Genomic DNA, 16,550 nt, shown 5'->3' on the forward strand with positions numbered 1-16,550 from the left:
AACCCAAGGGGATGATATTTACTGATAAATACCTTCGTTATATGACGCCACGTTGCTCTTGGTCTAATTCAATAGATTCAAATAACGCTTGGAAATTCCCCTCTCCAAAACCTTTATTACCTTTTCTTTGTATGTACTCAAAGAAAATTGGACCAATACTATTCTTAGTGAATATCTGTAATAAGTAGCCGCCACCTTGTTTCTCTCCACCGTCTACCAATATTCGACGTCCCCTTAGCTTACTAACCGACTCTCCATGTTCTGGTAACCTATCGTCTAATAATTCGTAGTATGTATCTGGAGTATCTTGGAACTCAATGCCAGCTGAATGCAAATTGTCTACTGTACTAAAAAGGTTGTCTGAGCGTAATGCAATATGTTGAATACCTTCACCATTGTATTCTTGTAAATATTCAGCAATTTGAGATTTATTATCTTTCGTTTCATTCAACGGAATAATAACTTTGCCGTTGGGGCTAGCGATAACTTCACTAAGTAGTCCGGTTTTTTTACCTTCTATATCAAATGTTCGTAAACTAGCAAACCCAAATACTTTGCCATAAAAGTCTTTTTGTTTTTCTATGCCCCCTGGGTATAGGTTATGGGTTAAGTGATCGACTTCACAAAGGTAGTTATTGAAAAGCGGAGCTACTGTGTTGGGGGCAAATAGTTCTAGAAGTTGTTTCTCTGCGTTTTTATCTACTAGGTAGATAATTGATGTGCCAATTCCTTGTATGGCTGGTATATCATAATTAACTTGTTCTGCAGCAATAGCGCCGAGTGCAAGGGCTTGTTTAAAAGCTTCTCCACTATTTTCAACTTTAAAACCAAGCGCTGAAGCGCCTCTATTATGAACCGCTCTAAATTTCAGAACGTTACCATTATCTGTAGGGTTAGAAATGAAGTTTATATTTCCGTGTTGATGTAAGGTGATTTCACTACTTTCTTTATGTTGTGAAGGTTTTAGACCCATATTATTAAATAGCTCAACCAATAACGCTGGTTTACTTCCTGTAAACTCAATAAAGCTAATACCTTCAACATTTACAAAATTATTTTCCACACCTATTATCTCCATCAATATTAATTCGCTAAGTTTATTTTTATCGCTATTTTGATTTTGAGGTCGTCAATATAACCTACGAACTCATTATTTTACTAATATGCATTTTTGTCGTTAAAGCTACGCAAAAAGGTGAATATGATAATTTTAAAATCTAGCCACAGTGACCAATTTCTAATATATTCTAAATCAAGTTCGATACGCTTTTGCATTTTATCTAAAGTATCTGTTTCTCCTCTTGCACCATTTACTTGGGCCCATCCTGTTATCCCTGGTTTAACTTTATGTCTTAACATATAAAAGTCTATAAGCTTACGGTATTCCTCATTATGCGCGACTGCGTGAGGCCTTGGGCCTATTACAGACATATCTCCCTTCAATACATTGATAAATTGTGGAAGTTCGTCCAATGAGGTACGTCGCAAAAACGCGCCTACTTTTGTAATTCGAGAGTCACCTTTAGTTGCTTGAGTGACTATATTGGCATTCTCTGTCACTGTCATTGATCTAAATTTCCACATTTTTATTTTACGACCATTGAGCCCATATCTGTCTTGCTTAAAAATGACAGGGCCTTTTGAAGTAAGCTTCACAGCAAGGGCAATGATTAACATGGGGATTGCTATCATACTCATAATGATTGTTGCTAAGAACATATCTTCTAAACGTTTTAGCGCTCCTAGACTGCCCTGCATTGGGTTGTCGTATACACTGATGGTTTGAATGTTTCCTACATGTGCCATTTCACCATGCATTAGACAATACATGAATAAATCAGGCACAACATGCACGTTGGCGGTTGAGTCACCCAATTCGTGCAAAATATCTTGAATTCTTGCTTTAGCTATAATTGGAAGAGAAATGTAAATCACATCATATTTACCATTTTTAGCATTTTCGATACCTTCAGCAAGGCTTCCGCGGAGGTAATAGTGGTAATTTTTATCTAATCTATCTTTACTGCGGTCATCATAAAAGGCACTTAAACGGTATCCTGTTTCTGGGTTATTAATAACTTCATTTGCTAAGCGTCCACCTTTCTCTGACAAGCCGAAGATTGCAATATTACGGGTGTTGTAACCTTTCCGACGCATGTTGCGTAAAAAAAGCTGGAAACAATAGCGCCATGTAATTAGAGAGAAAAGGCTTAAAACCATCCAAGTACTTAAAGAAATTCTTGAAAAATCATCACCACTTTTAGAAAAGAATACGTAACATAGTACTAATATTCCAGAACATACCCAGCAACATACCGTGTAAAAGATTATTTGTTTAAAAAAGCCAGCTCGCCATGAACGATATAAAGAAAATGATTCTGCTGCCAAAGCAAAACCTACTGAGCTGATCAGAGAAACTGTAAAATAATGTTCGTCGTAACTGTGCCCATATAGAACAACACTTACGTACAAAAGTATTTGAATTGCAATTACATCGATTAGCCGGTACGCAGCCGCCAATCTGTTTGTGTTATTTTTAACCATGCCATGTTGAGTAGCCATACATCTTATCCTTACCCATTTTGATTTAAATTAACAGAAAGTTGCTATTTAAATTATCCAAACACTATACTTATAAAGTTCAAAAAACAGTCTATCTAAATAGAGTCGTTTCTATCTAATGATCTGTAACATAGCATTTTTTACGCCACTCTGATCGTATAATAATAACTAAACATGTTAATGGATATTAATGTTTTTGTTTGTTAATTATTTATGATTTTTTTGTGCTTGTTTTTAATCAATCTGTTAGTTTGAAAATGAAATTTATTGGGAGCTTTTTGAATAAAGTTTGTTTCATAGCTGATCGATTTGGTTGAGGCTCTAATTGGCACATATATTGTGCGAAATCAATGCGTAAGCAGAAGGTAGTTTGAGATAATTCTACCATCACCTTATATCAAGAGCGCTTAATATAAGCGCTCTATCAATGTTCTGTTGAATCTGAGGGATGTTAACTTATCTGGTTTTGTTGCGTGAAGTAGCTATCAAACCCAGTATTGTTAGAGCTAATATAGAAATCGTAGTAGGGGCTGTTACTTCAGTTGTTGCTAGTTCTGGTTCAATAATATCTACATCAATCATAAAATCGAAACTACCGCTACCAAGTAACATGCTAGAACCACGCCCAAGGTAATTAGGATTAGAACCCGTTAATAGCATTGAGTAAAATAGTTCATCTTGGTAATGCTCTGTATACGTAGTAGTAACAGTTGCAAGGGCAGTGTCATATGTAAATGCATGGCCAGAACTTGTCCCTGACCCATCCCCGAAAACCGTGTCAAATACCAAACCTATATTCACCCCTTCAATTAATATTGATTCAATACTTCTAATGGTTGTTAAAGTCCAAGCACCTGAGAATGTACTTGAAGCAATTGGGCCAATAGTGTCGCCTTCTTGAGTCAGTGACCAGACCCTATTACCCACACCGCCAGATTCAGGGCCAGTAGATTCCCATACGTCAGATTGGGTATCGCCATTGCCAAACGTTACTGTTACTGACAATCCTGCCATGTCTGCGCCAGTAACCATACTGATTAAACCAGCTTGAGCTTTGCTGGTAGAAAATATTGTTAAGAACCCTAAAATTAACAGTTTTTTCATACATAACTTCCTTAGTCTTTGACGAACATTCTTAAAATTCTCAAGCGTGTCTTCTATTGAATGGGACACAACTATTACATATGCTTGATTAAGCATTATTTGTGCCTATATTTTAATTTGTTTATATAACAAGGTGTTATATTTTTTTTAGTGTCTTTTTTGATGCTGTTATTTAATGAGTGTAAATTTACCTGACAATATTTAATATTCAGGTTATTTCGTTGTAAAGCTATATTTGTATCAGCTCTCGTAAAACTTTTTAAGGATTGCAAATGTATTTTTAGTTTAATCAGTTAGTATTTTGGCGTACAGTTTGCTTGTTATTTAATTAAAGTTTTAGTTGTGACAGAAACTAATTTTGCGAGTACATAAAAAGGAGAATAAATAGTGCTAAAAGCTATACAGGAACAAATTAAGGCGTCGATAGAGACAAAAGAAATTGTGTTAAAAGATGAGCAATTACAACTTGAATTGGTGAGTTTAGTTGAGGCGTGCTTAACCTCTTTATCAGCTGGAGGAAAAATTATTTTCTGTGGCAATGGTGGCAGTTTTGCAGATGCCCAGCACTTATCAGCAGAATTTACTTCTAGATTTATGTTTGACAGAGCGCCTTTGCCGTCACTTGCTTTAGGCACAAACAGCTCTGCGATAAGTGCCATTGGAAACGATTATGGATACGAATTTGTTTTCTCCAGAGAGTTACAAAGCATTGCTACTTCTGATGATGTATTTGTTGCCATATCTACTAGTGGCAACAGTAAAAATGTCATAGCGGCTATTGACGTAGCAATAGAAAAGTCAGTTCCAACTTACGCGTTTACTGGCGCTAATGGTGGTAAAATGAAGTCAATGTGTAATGCACTTTGTATACCTTCAAATGATACAGCTAGAATTCAAGAGTGTCATATATTACTGGGTCACATTCTTTGTGGGCTAGTTGAAAAGCAGTATTTTGCTAGATAGGTGCTTTCTAAAATTTCTGTATTAAGAGTATTTAACGAATTAGCACATGAAAATCACTTACCTCTATACCTCATTATATTCATGAATACCGAAGGCTAGAGGTAAGTTTATTAGAGTGGTTTTAAGTTTAACTATGCTAATAACCAATATTCGCTTTGGTATTTTTAATTTTATGCCAAATTAGAGTGCATATTGTTATTTACCTAACGAATAGGTGATATATATGTTTCAAATTACATTACCCTCAAAGCCTGCTAAAACACTGGTTGTAACAAGCTGTAAGCTCCTATTGGTTAGCTTTTTTTTAATTGGGTGCGGCGGCAGTGAGCCTGAAAATCCAAAAGTTGTAGATACTCCTGAACCTATCATTGTTGCCCCAGAACCAGAACCAGAACCAGAACCAGAACCAGAGCCAGAACCAGAACCAGAACCAGAACCAGAGCCAGAGCCGAACTCAACTGCTAAGTCAGCACCACAAGGTATCTTCCATAGTGCGGGAGTGATTAAAGCAAGTAATGCACGTGCCAGCCTGGTTAGAGAAGATATCGACGGTCAAGACTATGTGTCGGGAACATTGGTTAGAGTTAGCTGGAAAGTTATTAACCCTTCTGAAGGTGTCTTTGATTTTAGTTCGATTGAGAAAGAGCTGACACAGGCAGCCATTTACGATACCGGAATTAATTTAGCTGTGGTTGATAGTAAAGAAATGCCAGAGTTTGTATTGGAACAATGCGAGACATTTTCCTATGTTTTTCAGGCCACCGACACTTTTGAAACATGTTTACCATGGGATACAAGTTATCAAGATTTTAAAAGTGAGTTAATTTTTAAGTTAGGCGAGCAGTTTGACAATCATCCTAGTTTGTCTTCAGTTTATTTTACGTATGCGGCCATGACTAATGGAGTTGAAATGCATTGGCGTGTAAATGAAGATGAATACAGAGAAGCTGGGTATACTGCCGATAAGTTATCTCAAGCATATAACGATGTTATGGATATGTATGCTGAAGCATTTGAAACTACTCCGGTTATAATGGAAGTACATTCTGTTTTTAATGAATCATATTTGGCAGATAATGCCTTCGATTATTGTTATGATGTTTTAGGTTCACGTTGTGGTGTCGCTATATGGTGGTGTGCATCAAGAATGGCAACGGATCCTAAAGAAGCCGAGTATAAAGTTTTTCATATAGCTCAACAGGCTACCAAATTAACGTTTGCTGTATGTCAAACAATTGGAAGTTTTACTAGTTCTCCTGAAAGATTCAATGACGTTCTTGGTTGGACCTCAGAGGAGGCATTAAGGTATGAAATGGAGTTCTTTTTAGAAGAAGGATTTAATACATTTGAGCTGTGGAGTAACGATTTAACTAACCCCTCCTTAGTTGAAATTATTACTGAAATATATCCACAGCAATGAGTTAGAATTGTAATGTCTAAATTGTAGTAAAGTGCAGCACAAATATTAATGGATGGATAGCTCATATGGATAACAGTTTAGATCAATCTGGTTCGAAGGCCTTCTTTTTGGATAGAGATGGTGTCATAAATATAGACCATGGATATGTCTATAAAATTGAAGATTTTGAGTTTATTCCCGGAGTTTTTGAAGCTTGTAAAATTATATCTCAGGCCGGGTTTAAAATTGTCGTAGTTACTAATCAAGCTGGCATTGGTCGCGGTTATTATACTGAGCAGCAATTTAACGAGCTAACATCATGGATGGTAGAGCAATTTGAACAGCAAGGTGTAGCAATATCAGAGGTTCGGTTTTGTCCTCATCATGCCGAGTCAGGAATTGGCCGCTATAAACAAGAATGCTTTCACCGTAAGCCTAATCCTGGAATGCTATTAACTGCCGCAAAAAACTTGAATATTTGTTTAGAACAATCCGTTTTAGTGGGTGATAAATATTCTGATATGTTCGCTGGCGCTAATGCTGGAGTGGAGGCTTTGTTTTACGTTACTGAGGCCGAACTTGAAGTTAAAAAGTCTGACTTCTTCATCCGTTGTCAAAGTTTGCATGAAGCAGTAACTTTATTTTTTGATTAAACAATGATCACTTCGATATTAAAAAGAAAAGATAACTGATATCTCCATTGTTAAACAAACATGACAGACTATTCAATATCGTACTTGAATATAAATATTTTAGGACACTACCATTCTTCCCTGAGAACCATTAACGTCGTGTACATTTGCGCTAAATAAGCGGCGCTATAAAGTTCATTCTTACAACTTATGTCGTTAGTTATCATTTTAGAGGCAGGTATTACTCACTTTAATTTCCTTTCAAATCAACTCTAGTACTATTAATTGCATACCTCGTAAGATTTTGCTAACCAAACAGCTGGTAACTGGTTGGAGCAAGTAATAAGTGAGTTAACTTAGTTAATCTAATACTTTTTAATACCCCCTCGAAGCAACAACATTTATAGATGTTTTGAGCATATATGCGTGTTATCTCTGTCAGTATTTTTTACAACTCTAATTGAGCTGGTGGATTTTTTACTCAAGTAATTGAATTGTCGAATGATTATTTGTGGTCCACTTCATGCATTCTCTTTCATATATGAATTTGAAATATGTAATTTGTTTTAGTGAGACACCTGATTTAAGCAGTTGATATAGTTAGGGATTTGTTGACTAGGTTGCTTGAGAGTTAAGCCCTTTATATGATTGGGAATTACTTAGAATATTGATTTTTTGCACAAAAATGACACATTGGCTGCCTATCTAAAGTGCATTAAGTTTAAGCATCAATTCAATCAATTGTTAATTGAAAGTACAGTTTTTTGAATGGTTTGAATTTAAGTTGTTGTTTAATATGCTTATTCCTTTTGTGGATAGATAAGGTTTGTGGTTTGGCATTAGTCTCGACTTTTATTGTTTTATGTTTGTGCACTAAAGTGGTTCAAGGTTATAATGTTGTATCTTTAAAAATTTATCTCATTTGATTTTTTTGCCAATGTTATTGGCTCAATTAAAGTCAATGTGTTCGATTAGAGTAAAGAAATGGAGGGTCAAAACCCATGGAAGTTTTCCGTTCAAGAGCGCCATTACGTATAAGTTTTGCCGGTGGAGGTACTGATGTTAACCCGTTTGCATCTTTATATGGCGGTTTTGTACTTAATGTGACAATAAATAAATATGCATATACCAGCATAGTTAAAACTGAAAGCTCAAATGTATCTGTCACATCTTATGATTTCGAAAAGACGACAGAGTTTTGCAGCAAATCCTTGGCAACAATTGATTCAGATGCATGTTTTGTTCGCTCAGTTTATCAACATTTAATGTCTAACGCCTCGGGGCTCAAAGTTATTACCCACAATGATGCGCCTCCAGGGTCTGGTTTAGGCTCTTCTTCTGCCATGATGGTATCTATCATTGCTGCATTTAAAGAGATGGAAAATCAAGTTATGAGCCCATACGATATAGGGCGTTTAGCCCATGACATAGAGCGTTTAGAGTTAAAACAACTCGGGGGAATGCAAGATCAATATGCCAGTGCCTTCGGTGGATTTAATTTTATGGAATTTGATGGTGATAGCGTACTTGTAAATCGCCTGAAAATTGATCCTTGGGTGGTCAGAGAGCTCGAGTATAACATGATATTAGTCTACACCCAGAAATCCCGCCTTTCCTCAAATATTATCGAAGACCAAATTAAAAATGTTGAAGCAAACAAAGCCGATAATATCGAAGCAATGAAGCAGATTAAGCAACATGCACAAGATATGAAACGCGTATTACTTATGGGTAAAACTAATGAATTTGGTGAGCTGTTACATGAAGCTTGGCAGCAGAAAAAAATGATGGCTTCTTCGATAACAAATGATGAGCTTGATGAGATGTACGATGTAGCCAAAAAAGCTGGAGCTATTGGTGGGAAAGTCAGTGGTGCTGGAGGCGGTGGTTTCATGATGTTCTACTGTGAAAGCAATAAGAAGCGAGACGTTGTAAGTGCTTTAGAAAAAATGGGTGCTAGGGTCGAGAGCTTTAAGTTTGAACTTGATGGTGTCGAAAGTTGGCGAAATGTAAGAACAGAGCAAAAATTCAAGCGTCACTTTAGTTCAGGATTTTTAGCGCAATAATAAAATTTAGGGATAAGAAATGAGCACTAACTCCTCTTCAGCTAGCCTCAGTTATAAGTCGATTGAAGCTGATATTAATAATACTGCAGAAGTTTTAACACTGCCTAAAAAACTAACGAGTGTGTCTATTATTTTTCCGGCATATAACGAGCAGGAAAACATTGCAGATAGTATTAATAATGCGATAACCGCCTTCGAAAAATATTTTGATAAAATTACTGTTATTCCTGTGAATGATGGTGGTGCAGATAATACTGGAAATATTATTGATGAAATGGCTGCAAAAGATGAGCGTGTTAAACCTGTTCATCATGAGGTGAATCAAGGGTATGGAACCGCACTGAGAAGTGGCTTCAAGGCTGCAACCCATGATTATATCTTTTTCTCTGACTCTGACGGACAGTTTGACCTTGAAGAAATATCTAAGCTTCTACTTTATATTGATAGTTACGATATGGTGTTAGGATATCGAGAGAAAAGAGCTGACCCTTTTCATCGTAAAGCGAATGCTTGGGCTTGGGGCTCCCTTGTCAGAATGTTGTTTAAAATAAATGTTAAAGATATCGATTGTGCGTTTAAATTATTTCGTCGCAGTGTGTTTAATGAGATTACGTTAGAATCTGGTGGTGCGATGGTTAATACAGAACTCTTAGCCCTTGCCACGAAGCGCGGGTTTACAATGAAGAACGTTCCCGTAAGCCATTATTCCCGTGAATTAGGGGAGCAAACAGGGGCTAATCCTCTTGTAATAATCAAAGCGTTCGCAGAACTCTTTAAGTTGTACGCCAAAATTTCGTAGTTATTGACGGTGAATTTATAATGCTTTATCAGCAGTTTTTGAATCAAGTGGAGCGATACCCTGCGGCTATAGCTGTTTGCGCTGGCGAAGAGCAAGTTACCTACAAAGAGTTATTAGATCGCATAGATACGCTCTCAAATTTTATGGTGCAAAATGGTGTCTGTCAGGGTGTTGTGGTTTCTATTTCATTCCCTAATAGTATTGAGTTTGTGGTTGCAAGTTTTGCAACGTTTAAATTAGGGGCGGTTTTACTGCCTCTTAATGTTAACTATACCGACGAAGAGATAGAAAGCTACTTAAAGCAAGCTAGTGCTAAATTTTTGCTAGGTAATGATGAACAAGTAAATAGAATCTCAAAGTTAAAAGATGAGTTAAAATGCATTTCGTTAGAGGGAGATTTGTCTTCTAGTGTTCATGTGGACAATCGAAGTGTGTTTGTCAACAAAGCTCTAATTATGTTTTCCTCGGGCTCAACTGGTGGCTCAAAGCAAATTATACGCAGTTATCAGAATCTAGTCTCAGAATGGGGTATTGCACGAGATACAATTGAAATCACTTCATCTGATGTTTTTTTATGTTCCGTCCCCTTACATCATTCCCACGGTTTCGGAAACTGCTTAATTGCTGCTCTTTTAAATGGCGCTAAATTAGTTATTACTATTGGAGAGTTTAACCCCAGAAACGTTGTTAAAACGCTTGCTAATCACAAAGTAAGTATTTATCCATCTGCTACCTTTATGCTTAAGATGTTGTCTAGGATTAGGATGAGAGAAGAGCCTGATCTTACTAATTTGCGCTTAATCTATTCAGCAGGAGCTCAGCTAGAATTAGACGTTATTAAGGACTTTCAGAAAACATTTTCAAAAACACCTTATCAACTATATGGTTCTACTGAAACAGGTGCTATTGCCATTAATGTAGGAGGAGGGGAGTTGAACTCTGTAGGTAAACCTATGGTGAATACTGAGGTCGAGGTCATTGGCGACGATGGAGAAAAACTACCTGTTAATCAACCCGGAGAAATCGTGGTTTCTAGCCCTTCTGCAGCGACTTTCTATGAAGGGAAACCAGAGCAGTCTTCGAGAACTTTTAAAGATGGATGTTATTTCACTGGGGACCTAGGCTATTTAGATGAACATGGCTTTTTATTCATAACTGGAAGAAAAAAGGCCATGATCAATGTTGCGGGTTTAAAAGTTGATCCTGAAGAAGTAGAGACTGTGTTGCTTCGAATGCCACAAATTAAAGAGGTAGTTGTACTTGGTAAACTTGATGGAGATTATGGAGAGTTAGTTAAGGCTGTTGTAGTCCCAGAGTCTGATGTAACTGAAACACAAATTATAGAGTATTCAAAGCAATACTTGGCTGAATATAAATGGCCAAAAAATATAGAGTTTAGAAGAGAAATTCCAAAAAGTCCTTTAGGAAAAATACTTCGAAAGTATTTGTAAAGGTAGGACGGTTAGCAAACCAGCTCAAATAGGAAGGTATTTATGTTAAAAGAGCATTTTAGAAGTCGGGGTTTTATTGAAGGCGGTATTGTTCGCAATATCAATGAAGATGCAATGGACATGGAGGCTCTTCCGCCTTTTTTGAGAACATTGCTAGTTACCGATGGTACGGTTACAAAAAGCCTAGAAGCTTTCTTCTGGGAAAATATTAAAGTTGAGAAGCGTTGGCAAGAAGAGTTCATTCTCACAATGGACTTGCCTTTTATTCAAGCGAAAGTTGATGATCTTACTTTGAAAAGGGAGGTCATATTGCGAGGTGTGTCGACTAATGATATTTACGCTTATGCAACCTCCTACCTACGTACCGAGTTGTTAGATGAAAATATTAAAGCTCAAATGATAGAAGGCAAAATCGGCATTGGTGAATTGTTGAGAGAAATTGGCCTAGAAACCTATCGAGAAATTGTCGATTTTGGGAGAGAGGTTTTCCAAGCTTATAATAGATTAGATGGCGAACCTGAATACGTCGAAACCATCTATCGAACATATATCATCCACATTGGCGGTAAGCCGGCAATGCAAATAACTGAACGTTTTCCCATCCGTTTATTTCAAAATAAAGCTAAGTAGCAGGTCTCCATATGAGTAATAAATCTGACATTATATCGTCTTTGAAAGAGTGTTTAACTAAGGTCGTAAAGAAAGATTTTAGTGAATTCGGTAATGACGACCCATTACATTTAGATTCAATAAATAGAATATCCCTAATTGTAGAATTAGAGTGGGTATATGACATAGAGATCGACTCAGCATCATTAGAGCCGGAAGTGTTTGACACATTTGGATCGCTAGCTTCGTATATTGAAAAACTGGTGGACGAACGTGTTTGATTTAATAGCGGGTGACCTTAAATTTAAACAAGATTGGTTTTTAAGTCAAAAAAGCTGGTTTGTTAAAAATATTAGAATCTTTTTAGAGCCTGGAACGATAGCCACTGTGGTATTTCGCTATGGTAATTGGACAAGAACATTTAAGTTTTCTCCTATTCGATTTTTACTCCGTATTCCCTATATTTTAGGGAAGATGGTTGTCGTGCTGGGCTTTGGTATTTATATCCCATCGAAAGCTAAAATTGGTAAAGGTTTTACTATTCATAATTTTTCAGGAATTTTCATCAGTGAAGGAGAAATGGGCGAAAATGTTATCGTTTTTCAAGGCGTAACAATTGGTCACCTTAGAGGGCAACCTCACCCTCCCAAAATAGGGAATAATGTTTTGATTGCCGCAGGAGCTAAAGTCCTCGGTAGTGTCACTATTGGTAACAACGTTGTTATTGGTGCTAATTCTGTGGTCATAAATGATATTCCAGACAACTGTACCGTAATGGGTAATCCTGCACGAGTTATATCAAAAGAAACAAACTGGATGTCAGAAAAAATTGCAGGTAAAGACGATAACTATTAAAGCTCAGGCAATCCTAATACTAATAAATAACCTAAGTTGAAATATTAATATGTTTAGTAACTTAAAAGCAGATTTAAAAAAACGCATAGAGTTTGAAGGGAGATCTACAACCTTTATAGGATATGTTGCCACTTGGTTTACCCGTAGTTGGTTAGCAACCATAGTGTACCGATTCGGACGTTACGCCGGTGATGTTAAATTCGCACCTTTGGGTTTGATTTTAAAAGTGATTTATTATCCCATTTTTTTTATAACTCAAGGGCTTACAGGTATTAGTATTCAAGCTCACTGTAGAATTGGAGCTGGATTTGTTGTTAGTGGTGGAGGCGGTATTTTTATTTTGGCCGAGTCAATCGGTCCTAATTTTGTCGCTAGTTCAGGTATTACCGTTGGAAATGTCAGAGGAAGTAAAAATCTACCCATTATTGGCAACGACGTTTTTATAGAGCCTGGCGCCAAAATTTTAGGTGAAGTCAAAATTGGTGACAATGTAATTGTTAGAGGCAATAGTTTAGTACTAACTGACATTCCCGAAGATACAATGGCCGTAGGTAATCCCGCTCGTATAAAAAGAAAACCAATTGAAGAGGGAAGTTAGATGTCTGAGGAAGAATTTTGTGTAGATTTTATTGGCATTGGTTCTGGTAAATGCGGTTCTACTTGGGTTTATGAAAATATAGTCCAACACCCAGAAGTCTTTTCTGGGAACCCAAAAGAAATACATTATTTTGGCGACCTGTATGAGTCTCAAGATTTTGATTGGTATCGCTCATTATTTTCTGGCGCTGAAGGTAAACTTAAAGGCGAGTTTTCAATAAGCTATATGTATCATCCTGATGCAGCTCAGAGAATTTATGATCGGTTTCCCAATGCCAAAATTATCGCTATGGTGCGTGACCCAGTCGAAAGAACATATTCTGATTTTCAGCATTTTATTCGCAAAGGCGATGTTTCAAAAGATTATCCATTTTCTGAGTTTATTAAGGATACTGATAAATTAAAATTTGGTTATTACACAAATTATTTAGCTCCTTTCTATCAACTGTTTCCAAAGGAAAATATCTTAGTTTTAGTATTAGAAGAAATGCAACATGATCTTGCAGGGTGTTACCGAGAAATTTTTGAGTTTATCGGTGTTGAAGATAGTGGATTTTTACCTGAAGGCGTTGAAAATAAACGTAATCAGGGGATGAATTATCGATTTTTGAAATTAGAAAGCATCTTGGTAAGAAGCTACCGGTTTATGGCTCGCAGAGGCTTAACTGGTTTTGCTGAAAGATTGAAACGTTCAGGTGTGGCGCAATTTATTCGACATTTGAATGCTAAATCAGCTCCTTTGCCTGACATGGACAATGACAGTCGTCAAAAGTTAAATCAATTTTTTGCAGAAGAACAAAATAAATTAGTAGAAATGTTAGGTAGGGAACACCAAATATGGACTCGCTAAATATGAGTGGAATTAAATCAGTTTTAAATCGAACACCAACATTACGTAGACTATTAATACCTGGGCCTTCTGTAGCTTTATGTTCTATGGGAGGGGTAGGGTCCACTGCTTTAGCACGGCATATCGGTTCTATCGCGGATAAAACTATAAGAGAGCATGCATATTCTCCATCTGTTTATCACAATGAAAATCAAATTAAGCTCGGATATGTTTTTGGTAACCCTTACAACAGCGTTTTATCTGTATTTAGACGTGGTTATCAGGACATGCATAGCAAAGCTATGAATGCGAATAGTGGTGTCAAACCTGGGAGTCTAAAAGGTGTCGAATTAATAGATTACCTAAACTCAGGAATTGATCAGTTTGGTTTAGATAGGCAGTTAAGTAATTGGCTTAACCCTGGATTATGTAAGCATCCTACTATCTTAATTAAGTATGAAGAGCTTGAAGATAACATCGAAGAAGTATTAGATTTTTTTGATTGTGAAAAGCCTTTTGATGTTAAAACTAGAACGTCTTCATGGACATCTCAACCAGCACCCATAGTGAGTGGTTTAGAAAGCCTTTATGGTAATTTTTATCAAAAGGTGCAAGATATGCCAGCGATAACCATTCTGAACACTAAAGAAGAAATTCAGCAGTCAGTTAAGTCTAATCATGAGTGAGTCAACATTGAAACATAAAGTAGTAATGGTTGCAGCATGTCCTTTCCCAGCGAATCATGGTTCTCCAGCTTCAATTAGAGAAATGTCAGAAGCATTGGTAGACCTTGGTCATGAAGTTCATATTTTGACTTACCCCATTAAGGAAGATATTCCGGTTAACGGTCCGAAAATTCATAGAGTATGGTTTCCTTTTCTGAATAAAAAGAAAGTCACAGTAGGACCAGCATTAGAGAAATTTGTTTACGATCCACTCATGATATTGAAACTTATTTGGTTAATTTGGAAATATAAGATTGACGTAATACATGCTCATAATTATGAAGGGGCCTTAATTGGTTGGTTTGCGAAAATTGTCACTAGACGTCCTATGTTATATAACGCTGTCAATAATATGGTTGATGAGTTAGTCACATACGATTTTATATGGTCTAAGAAGTTTGCCTTACGGTTAGCTAGGATCCTCGATAAAACTATTCCATTTACAGGTGATTTTGTCACTTCAGTGTCTGATTCTTTAAAGACCTACTTGGTCGATATTGGGGTAAAAGAAGATAAAGTTCAGGTGTTACCTGCGGGCGTAAACGCGAAAATGTTTGCCCCACAAGAGATTTTGGCCGTTAGAGAGAAGTATGGCTATACCGCAGATGATAAAATCGTCATTTATACTGGGAGTCTTGATGCGTTTCAGCGTATCGATTATTTGTTACAAGCCACGAGTTTAATCAAAGATAAAGTTACTAATTTAAAGCTCATATTAGCAGCAAATATTGCTAATCAAAAAGACTTAGACTCGATTAGGCAACAAATTACTGAACTAGGTATTGAGGAAATTACCTCAATTGTAGAAGGCTTAGAGTTATCCAAATTACCCGATTACCTAGCGATGTCAGATGTGGCAACGTTACCACGTACCGATTGTCCCGGTCATCCAGTTAAAATTCTTAATTATATGTGTGGCAGCATTGCAATCGCTGGGTTTACAGGTGCTGCAAAGGGGCTGCATCATATGAAAAATGCCTACCTTGTTGATGATCATAATGTTGAGCAGTTTGGTGAGGGTATTGAGTTTTTACTTAATCACCCAGAGGTTTCAAACCAAATTGCAATGAGTGCCAGAGAAACGTTAGGTAATTTATACGAGTGGACTGTTCTTGCAAAAGGTATTGCCATTATTTATGAAATGCTAAGAACAAGAGATTTCGATACTAAAAGAGCTGAGTTAAAACAGTACATAAAAGATAGTTATCAACCAAAGTTTTGGGATAAGCGCGCCGCAAGTAATGAGCAAGTTCCTGCGGACATTATAGAGAAAAGAAAAGGTGATAGACGTCAGCATGACTCAAAGATTAAGTTTATTGAGCGCAGGAAAGTGATTGATGCCGAATAATAGCGAGTCAATGTCAATAAGCCCTAAGCTTGGCATTGCGGCCTTAAAAGTAGATTTACGCCGAAAGCGTCAACACTACACTAGGGTCAATAACTTTGTTAATAAATATATAAAAATGACCTTGCAATGGGGCTCTCTTGCTGTAATGGCATTTAGATTACAACAACAATGTCGTGCAATTAAAGTGCGTATATTTAGAGGTTTTTTGAGTGTTCTGGTGGCAATACCTGTAGGTGTCTTGAGGTTATTAACCGATGTATATATTAACCCAAAAGCAAATATTGGAACGGGTTTGGTTTTACATAATTTTGCCGGTATTGAAATAGATCCTGAGTCTGTGGGTAAGAACTTAACGGTAAATCAAAATGTGTGCATTGGTCTCGATTATAAAATGTCAGGCCGTCCGACAATAGGAAATAATGTCTTTGTAGGGGCTGGCGCTAAAATTTTAGGGCCTGTATCAATAGGTGATAACGTTGTGATCGCTGCTAATTCATTGGTGATTGATTCTATTCCTGATTGTTGCTCGGTAGTGGGCGCTCCAGCGCAGGTTGTATCGCGCGGCGTCACAAGTGATTATTTAAGTTTCGACTGAAGTAGATGAAATTACA

The 16,550-nt window shown here is 36.9% G+C and carries 17 protein-coding genes; 14 read left to right on the forward strand and 3 right to left on the reverse strand.

The annotated features are described in order from the left end of the window. Positions 1-37: 37 nt before the first annotated feature. The 3 genes from hppD to ABJD71_RS17865 form a co-directional block, all read right to left on the reverse strand. Positions 38-1,063: a 4-hydroxyphenylpyruvate dioxygenase gene (gene hppD / locus ABJD71_RS17855; RefSeq protein ID WP_348172730.1), complete on the reverse strand. Its 1,026-nt coding sequence runs from the start codon at positions 1,061-1,063 to the stop codon at positions 38-40. Between the two features lie 95 nt (positions 1,064-1,158). Further along, positions 1,159-2,562, reverse strand: a complete 1,404-nt coding sequence (locus tag ABJD71_RS17860) for an undecaprenyl-phosphate glucose phosphotransferase (RefSeq protein ID WP_348172733.1) — start codon at positions 2,560-2,562, stop codon at positions 1,159-1,161. 456 nt (positions 2,563-3,018) lie between these two features. Next, positions 3,019-3,666: a hypothetical protein gene (locus ABJD71_RS17865; RefSeq protein ID WP_348172736.1), complete on the reverse strand. Its 648-nt coding sequence runs from the start codon at positions 3,664-3,666 to the stop codon at positions 3,019-3,021. Between the two features lie 387 nt (positions 3,667-4,053). Between ABJD71_RS17865 and ABJD71_RS17870 the strand changes: the two genes are divergently transcribed. The 14 genes from ABJD71_RS17870 to ABJD71_RS17935 all read left to right on the forward strand — a co-directional run bounded on the left by ABJD71_RS17870 (position 4,054) and on the right by ABJD71_RS17935 (position 16,534). After that, positions 4,054-4,629: a D-sedoheptulose 7-phosphate isomerase gene (locus tag ABJD71_RS17870; protein WP_348172739.1), complete on the forward strand. Its 576-nt coding sequence runs from the start codon at positions 4,054-4,056 to the stop codon at positions 4,627-4,629. Positions 4,630-4,852: 223 nt separating this feature from the next. Next, on the forward strand, positions 4,853-6,049 hold the full coding sequence (locus ABJD71_RS17875; RefSeq protein WP_348172742.1) for a hypothetical protein: 1,197 nt from the start codon (positions 4,853-4,855) through the stop codon (positions 6,047-6,049). 65 nt (positions 6,050-6,114) lie between these two features. Next, a complete protein-coding gene (gmhB, locus tag ABJD71_RS17880; protein WP_348172745.1) occupies positions 6,115-6,681 on the forward strand; it encodes a D-glycero-beta-D-manno-heptose 1,7-bisphosphate 7-phosphatase in 567 nt (188 codons plus the stop codon). Between the two features lie 980 nt (positions 6,682-7,661). Continuing rightward, positions 7,662-8,726 (forward strand): GHMP kinase, encoded by a 1,065-nt coding sequence (locus ABJD71_RS17885; protein ID WP_348172748.1) that lies wholly within the window; start codon positions 7,662-7,664, stop codon positions 8,724-8,726. 19 nt (positions 8,727-8,745) lie between these two features. Further along, positions 8,746-9,525 carry a glycosyltransferase family 2 protein gene (locus tag ABJD71_RS17890; protein WP_348172751.1) on the forward strand — a complete coding sequence of 260 codons (780 nt, stop codon included), beginning with the start codon at positions 8,746-8,748 and terminating at the stop codon, positions 9,523-9,525. A 20-nt stretch (positions 9,526-9,545) separates the two neighbouring features. Further along, positions 9,546-10,976 carry a class I adenylate-forming enzyme family protein gene (locus ABJD71_RS17895; RefSeq protein ID WP_348172754.1) on the forward strand — a complete coding sequence of 477 codons (1,431 nt, stop codon included), beginning with the start codon at positions 9,546-9,548 and terminating at the stop codon, positions 10,974-10,976. A 42-nt stretch (positions 10,977-11,018) separates the two neighbouring features. Then, positions 11,019-11,606, forward strand: a complete 588-nt coding sequence (locus tag ABJD71_RS17900) for a chorismate pyruvate-lyase family protein (protein ID WP_348172757.1) — start codon at positions 11,019-11,021, stop codon at positions 11,604-11,606. A gap of 11 nt (positions 11,607-11,617) precedes the next feature. After that, on the forward strand, positions 11,618-11,866 hold the full coding sequence (locus ABJD71_RS17905) for a hypothetical protein (RefSeq protein ID WP_348172760.1): 249 nt from the start codon (positions 11,618-11,620) through the stop codon (positions 11,864-11,866). Then, complete coding sequence (locus ABJD71_RS17910; protein WP_348172763.1) at positions 11,859-12,440, forward strand: serine acetyltransferase; 582 nt, start codon at positions 11,859-11,861, stop codon at positions 12,438-12,440. Before ABJD71_RS17905 ends, ABJD71_RS17910 begins: the two co-directional genes overlap by 8 nt. A 49-nt stretch (positions 12,441-12,489) precedes the next feature. Further along, positions 12,490-13,038 (forward strand): hypothetical protein, encoded by a 549-nt coding sequence (locus ABJD71_RS17915; RefSeq protein WP_348172765.1) that lies wholly within the window; start codon positions 12,490-12,492, stop codon positions 13,036-13,038. After that, positions 13,039-13,887: a sulfotransferase domain-containing protein gene (locus ABJD71_RS17920; RefSeq protein ID WP_348172767.1), complete on the forward strand. Its 849-nt coding sequence runs from the start codon at positions 13,039-13,041 to the stop codon at positions 13,885-13,887. It abuts the gene before it with no gap. Positions 13,888-13,889: 2 nt separating this feature from the next. Further along, positions 13,890-14,552, forward strand: coding sequence for a hypothetical protein (locus ABJD71_RS17925; RefSeq protein WP_348172769.1), 663 nt, complete (start codon positions 13,890-13,892; stop codon positions 14,550-14,552). Beyond that, positions 14,545-15,939, forward strand: a complete 1,395-nt coding sequence (locus ABJD71_RS17930; protein WP_348172772.1) for a glycosyltransferase family 4 protein — start codon at positions 14,545-14,547, stop codon at positions 15,937-15,939. The genes ABJD71_RS17925 and ABJD71_RS17930 overlap by 8 nt, the downstream gene beginning before the upstream one ends. Further along, the gene (locus ABJD71_RS17935; RefSeq protein WP_348172774.1) at positions 15,929-16,534 is read left to right on the forward strand and encodes a serine acetyltransferase; all 606 of its coding nucleotides are present in this window, start codon (positions 15,929-15,931) and stop codon (positions 16,532-16,534) included. The genes ABJD71_RS17930 and ABJD71_RS17935 overlap by 11 nt, the downstream gene beginning before the upstream one ends. Positions 16,535-16,550 lie beyond the last annotated feature (16 nt).

This window comes from Paraglaciecola sp. (assembly GCF_039943935.1).
Taxonomy (GTDB): Bacteria; Pseudomonadota; Gammaproteobacteria; order Enterobacterales; family Alteromonadaceae; genus Paraglaciecola.

Bases quoted from the DNA above. Each gene is read 5' to 3' on its own strand.
- ABJD71_RS17930 (WP_348172772.1), top strand. From the start codon at position 14,545: ATGAGTGAGTCAACATTGAAACATAAAGTAGTAATGGTTGCAGCATGT.
- ABJD71_RS17900 (WP_348172757.1), top strand. From the start codon at position 11,019: ATGTTAAAAGAGCATTTTAGAAGTCGGGGTTTTATTGAAGGCGGTATT.
- ABJD71_RS17920 (WP_348172767.1), top strand. From the start codon at position 13,039: ATGTCTGAGGAAGAATTTTGTGTAGATTTTATTGGCATTGGTTCTGGT.
- ABJD71_RS17905 (WP_348172760.1), top strand. From the start codon at position 11,618: ATGAGTAATAAATCTGACATTATATCGTCTTTGAAAGAGTGTTTAACT.
- ABJD71_RS17865 (WP_348172736.1), bottom strand. From the start codon at position 3,666: ATGAAAAAACTGTTAATTTTAGGGTTCTTAACAATATTTTCTACCAGC.
- ABJD71_RS17915 (WP_348172765.1), top strand. From the start codon at position 12,490: ATGTTTAGTAACTTAAAAGCAGATTTAAAAAAACGCATAGAGTTTGAA.
- ABJD71_RS17885 (WP_348172748.1), top strand. From the start codon at position 7,662: ATGGAAGTTTTCCGTTCAAGAGCGCCATTACGTATAAGTTTTGCCGGT.
- ABJD71_RS17895 (WP_348172754.1), top strand. From the start codon at position 9,546: ATGCTTTATCAGCAGTTTTTGAATCAAGTGGAGCGATACCCTGCGGCT.
- ABJD71_RS17860 (WP_348172733.1), bottom strand. From the start codon at position 2,562: ATGGCTACTCAACATGGCATGGTTAAAAATAACACAAACAGATTGGCG.
- gmhB (WP_348172745.1), top strand. From the start codon at position 6,115: ATGGATAACAGTTTAGATCAATCTGGTTCGAAGGCCTTCTTTTTGGAT.
- ABJD71_RS17925 (WP_348172769.1), top strand. From the start codon at position 13,890: ATGAGTGGAATTAAATCAGTTTTAAATCGAACACCAACATTACGTAGA.
- ABJD71_RS17890 (WP_348172751.1), top strand. From the start codon at position 8,746: ATGAGCACTAACTCCTCTTCAGCTAGCCTCAGTTATAAGTCGATTGAA.
- ABJD71_RS17875 (WP_348172742.1), top strand. From the start codon at position 4,853: ATGTTTCAAATTACATTACCCTCAAAGCCTGCTAAAACACTGGTTGTA.
- ABJD71_RS17935 (WP_348172774.1), top strand. From the start codon at position 15,929: ATGCCGAATAATAGCGAGTCAATGTCAATAAGCCCTAAGCTTGGCATT.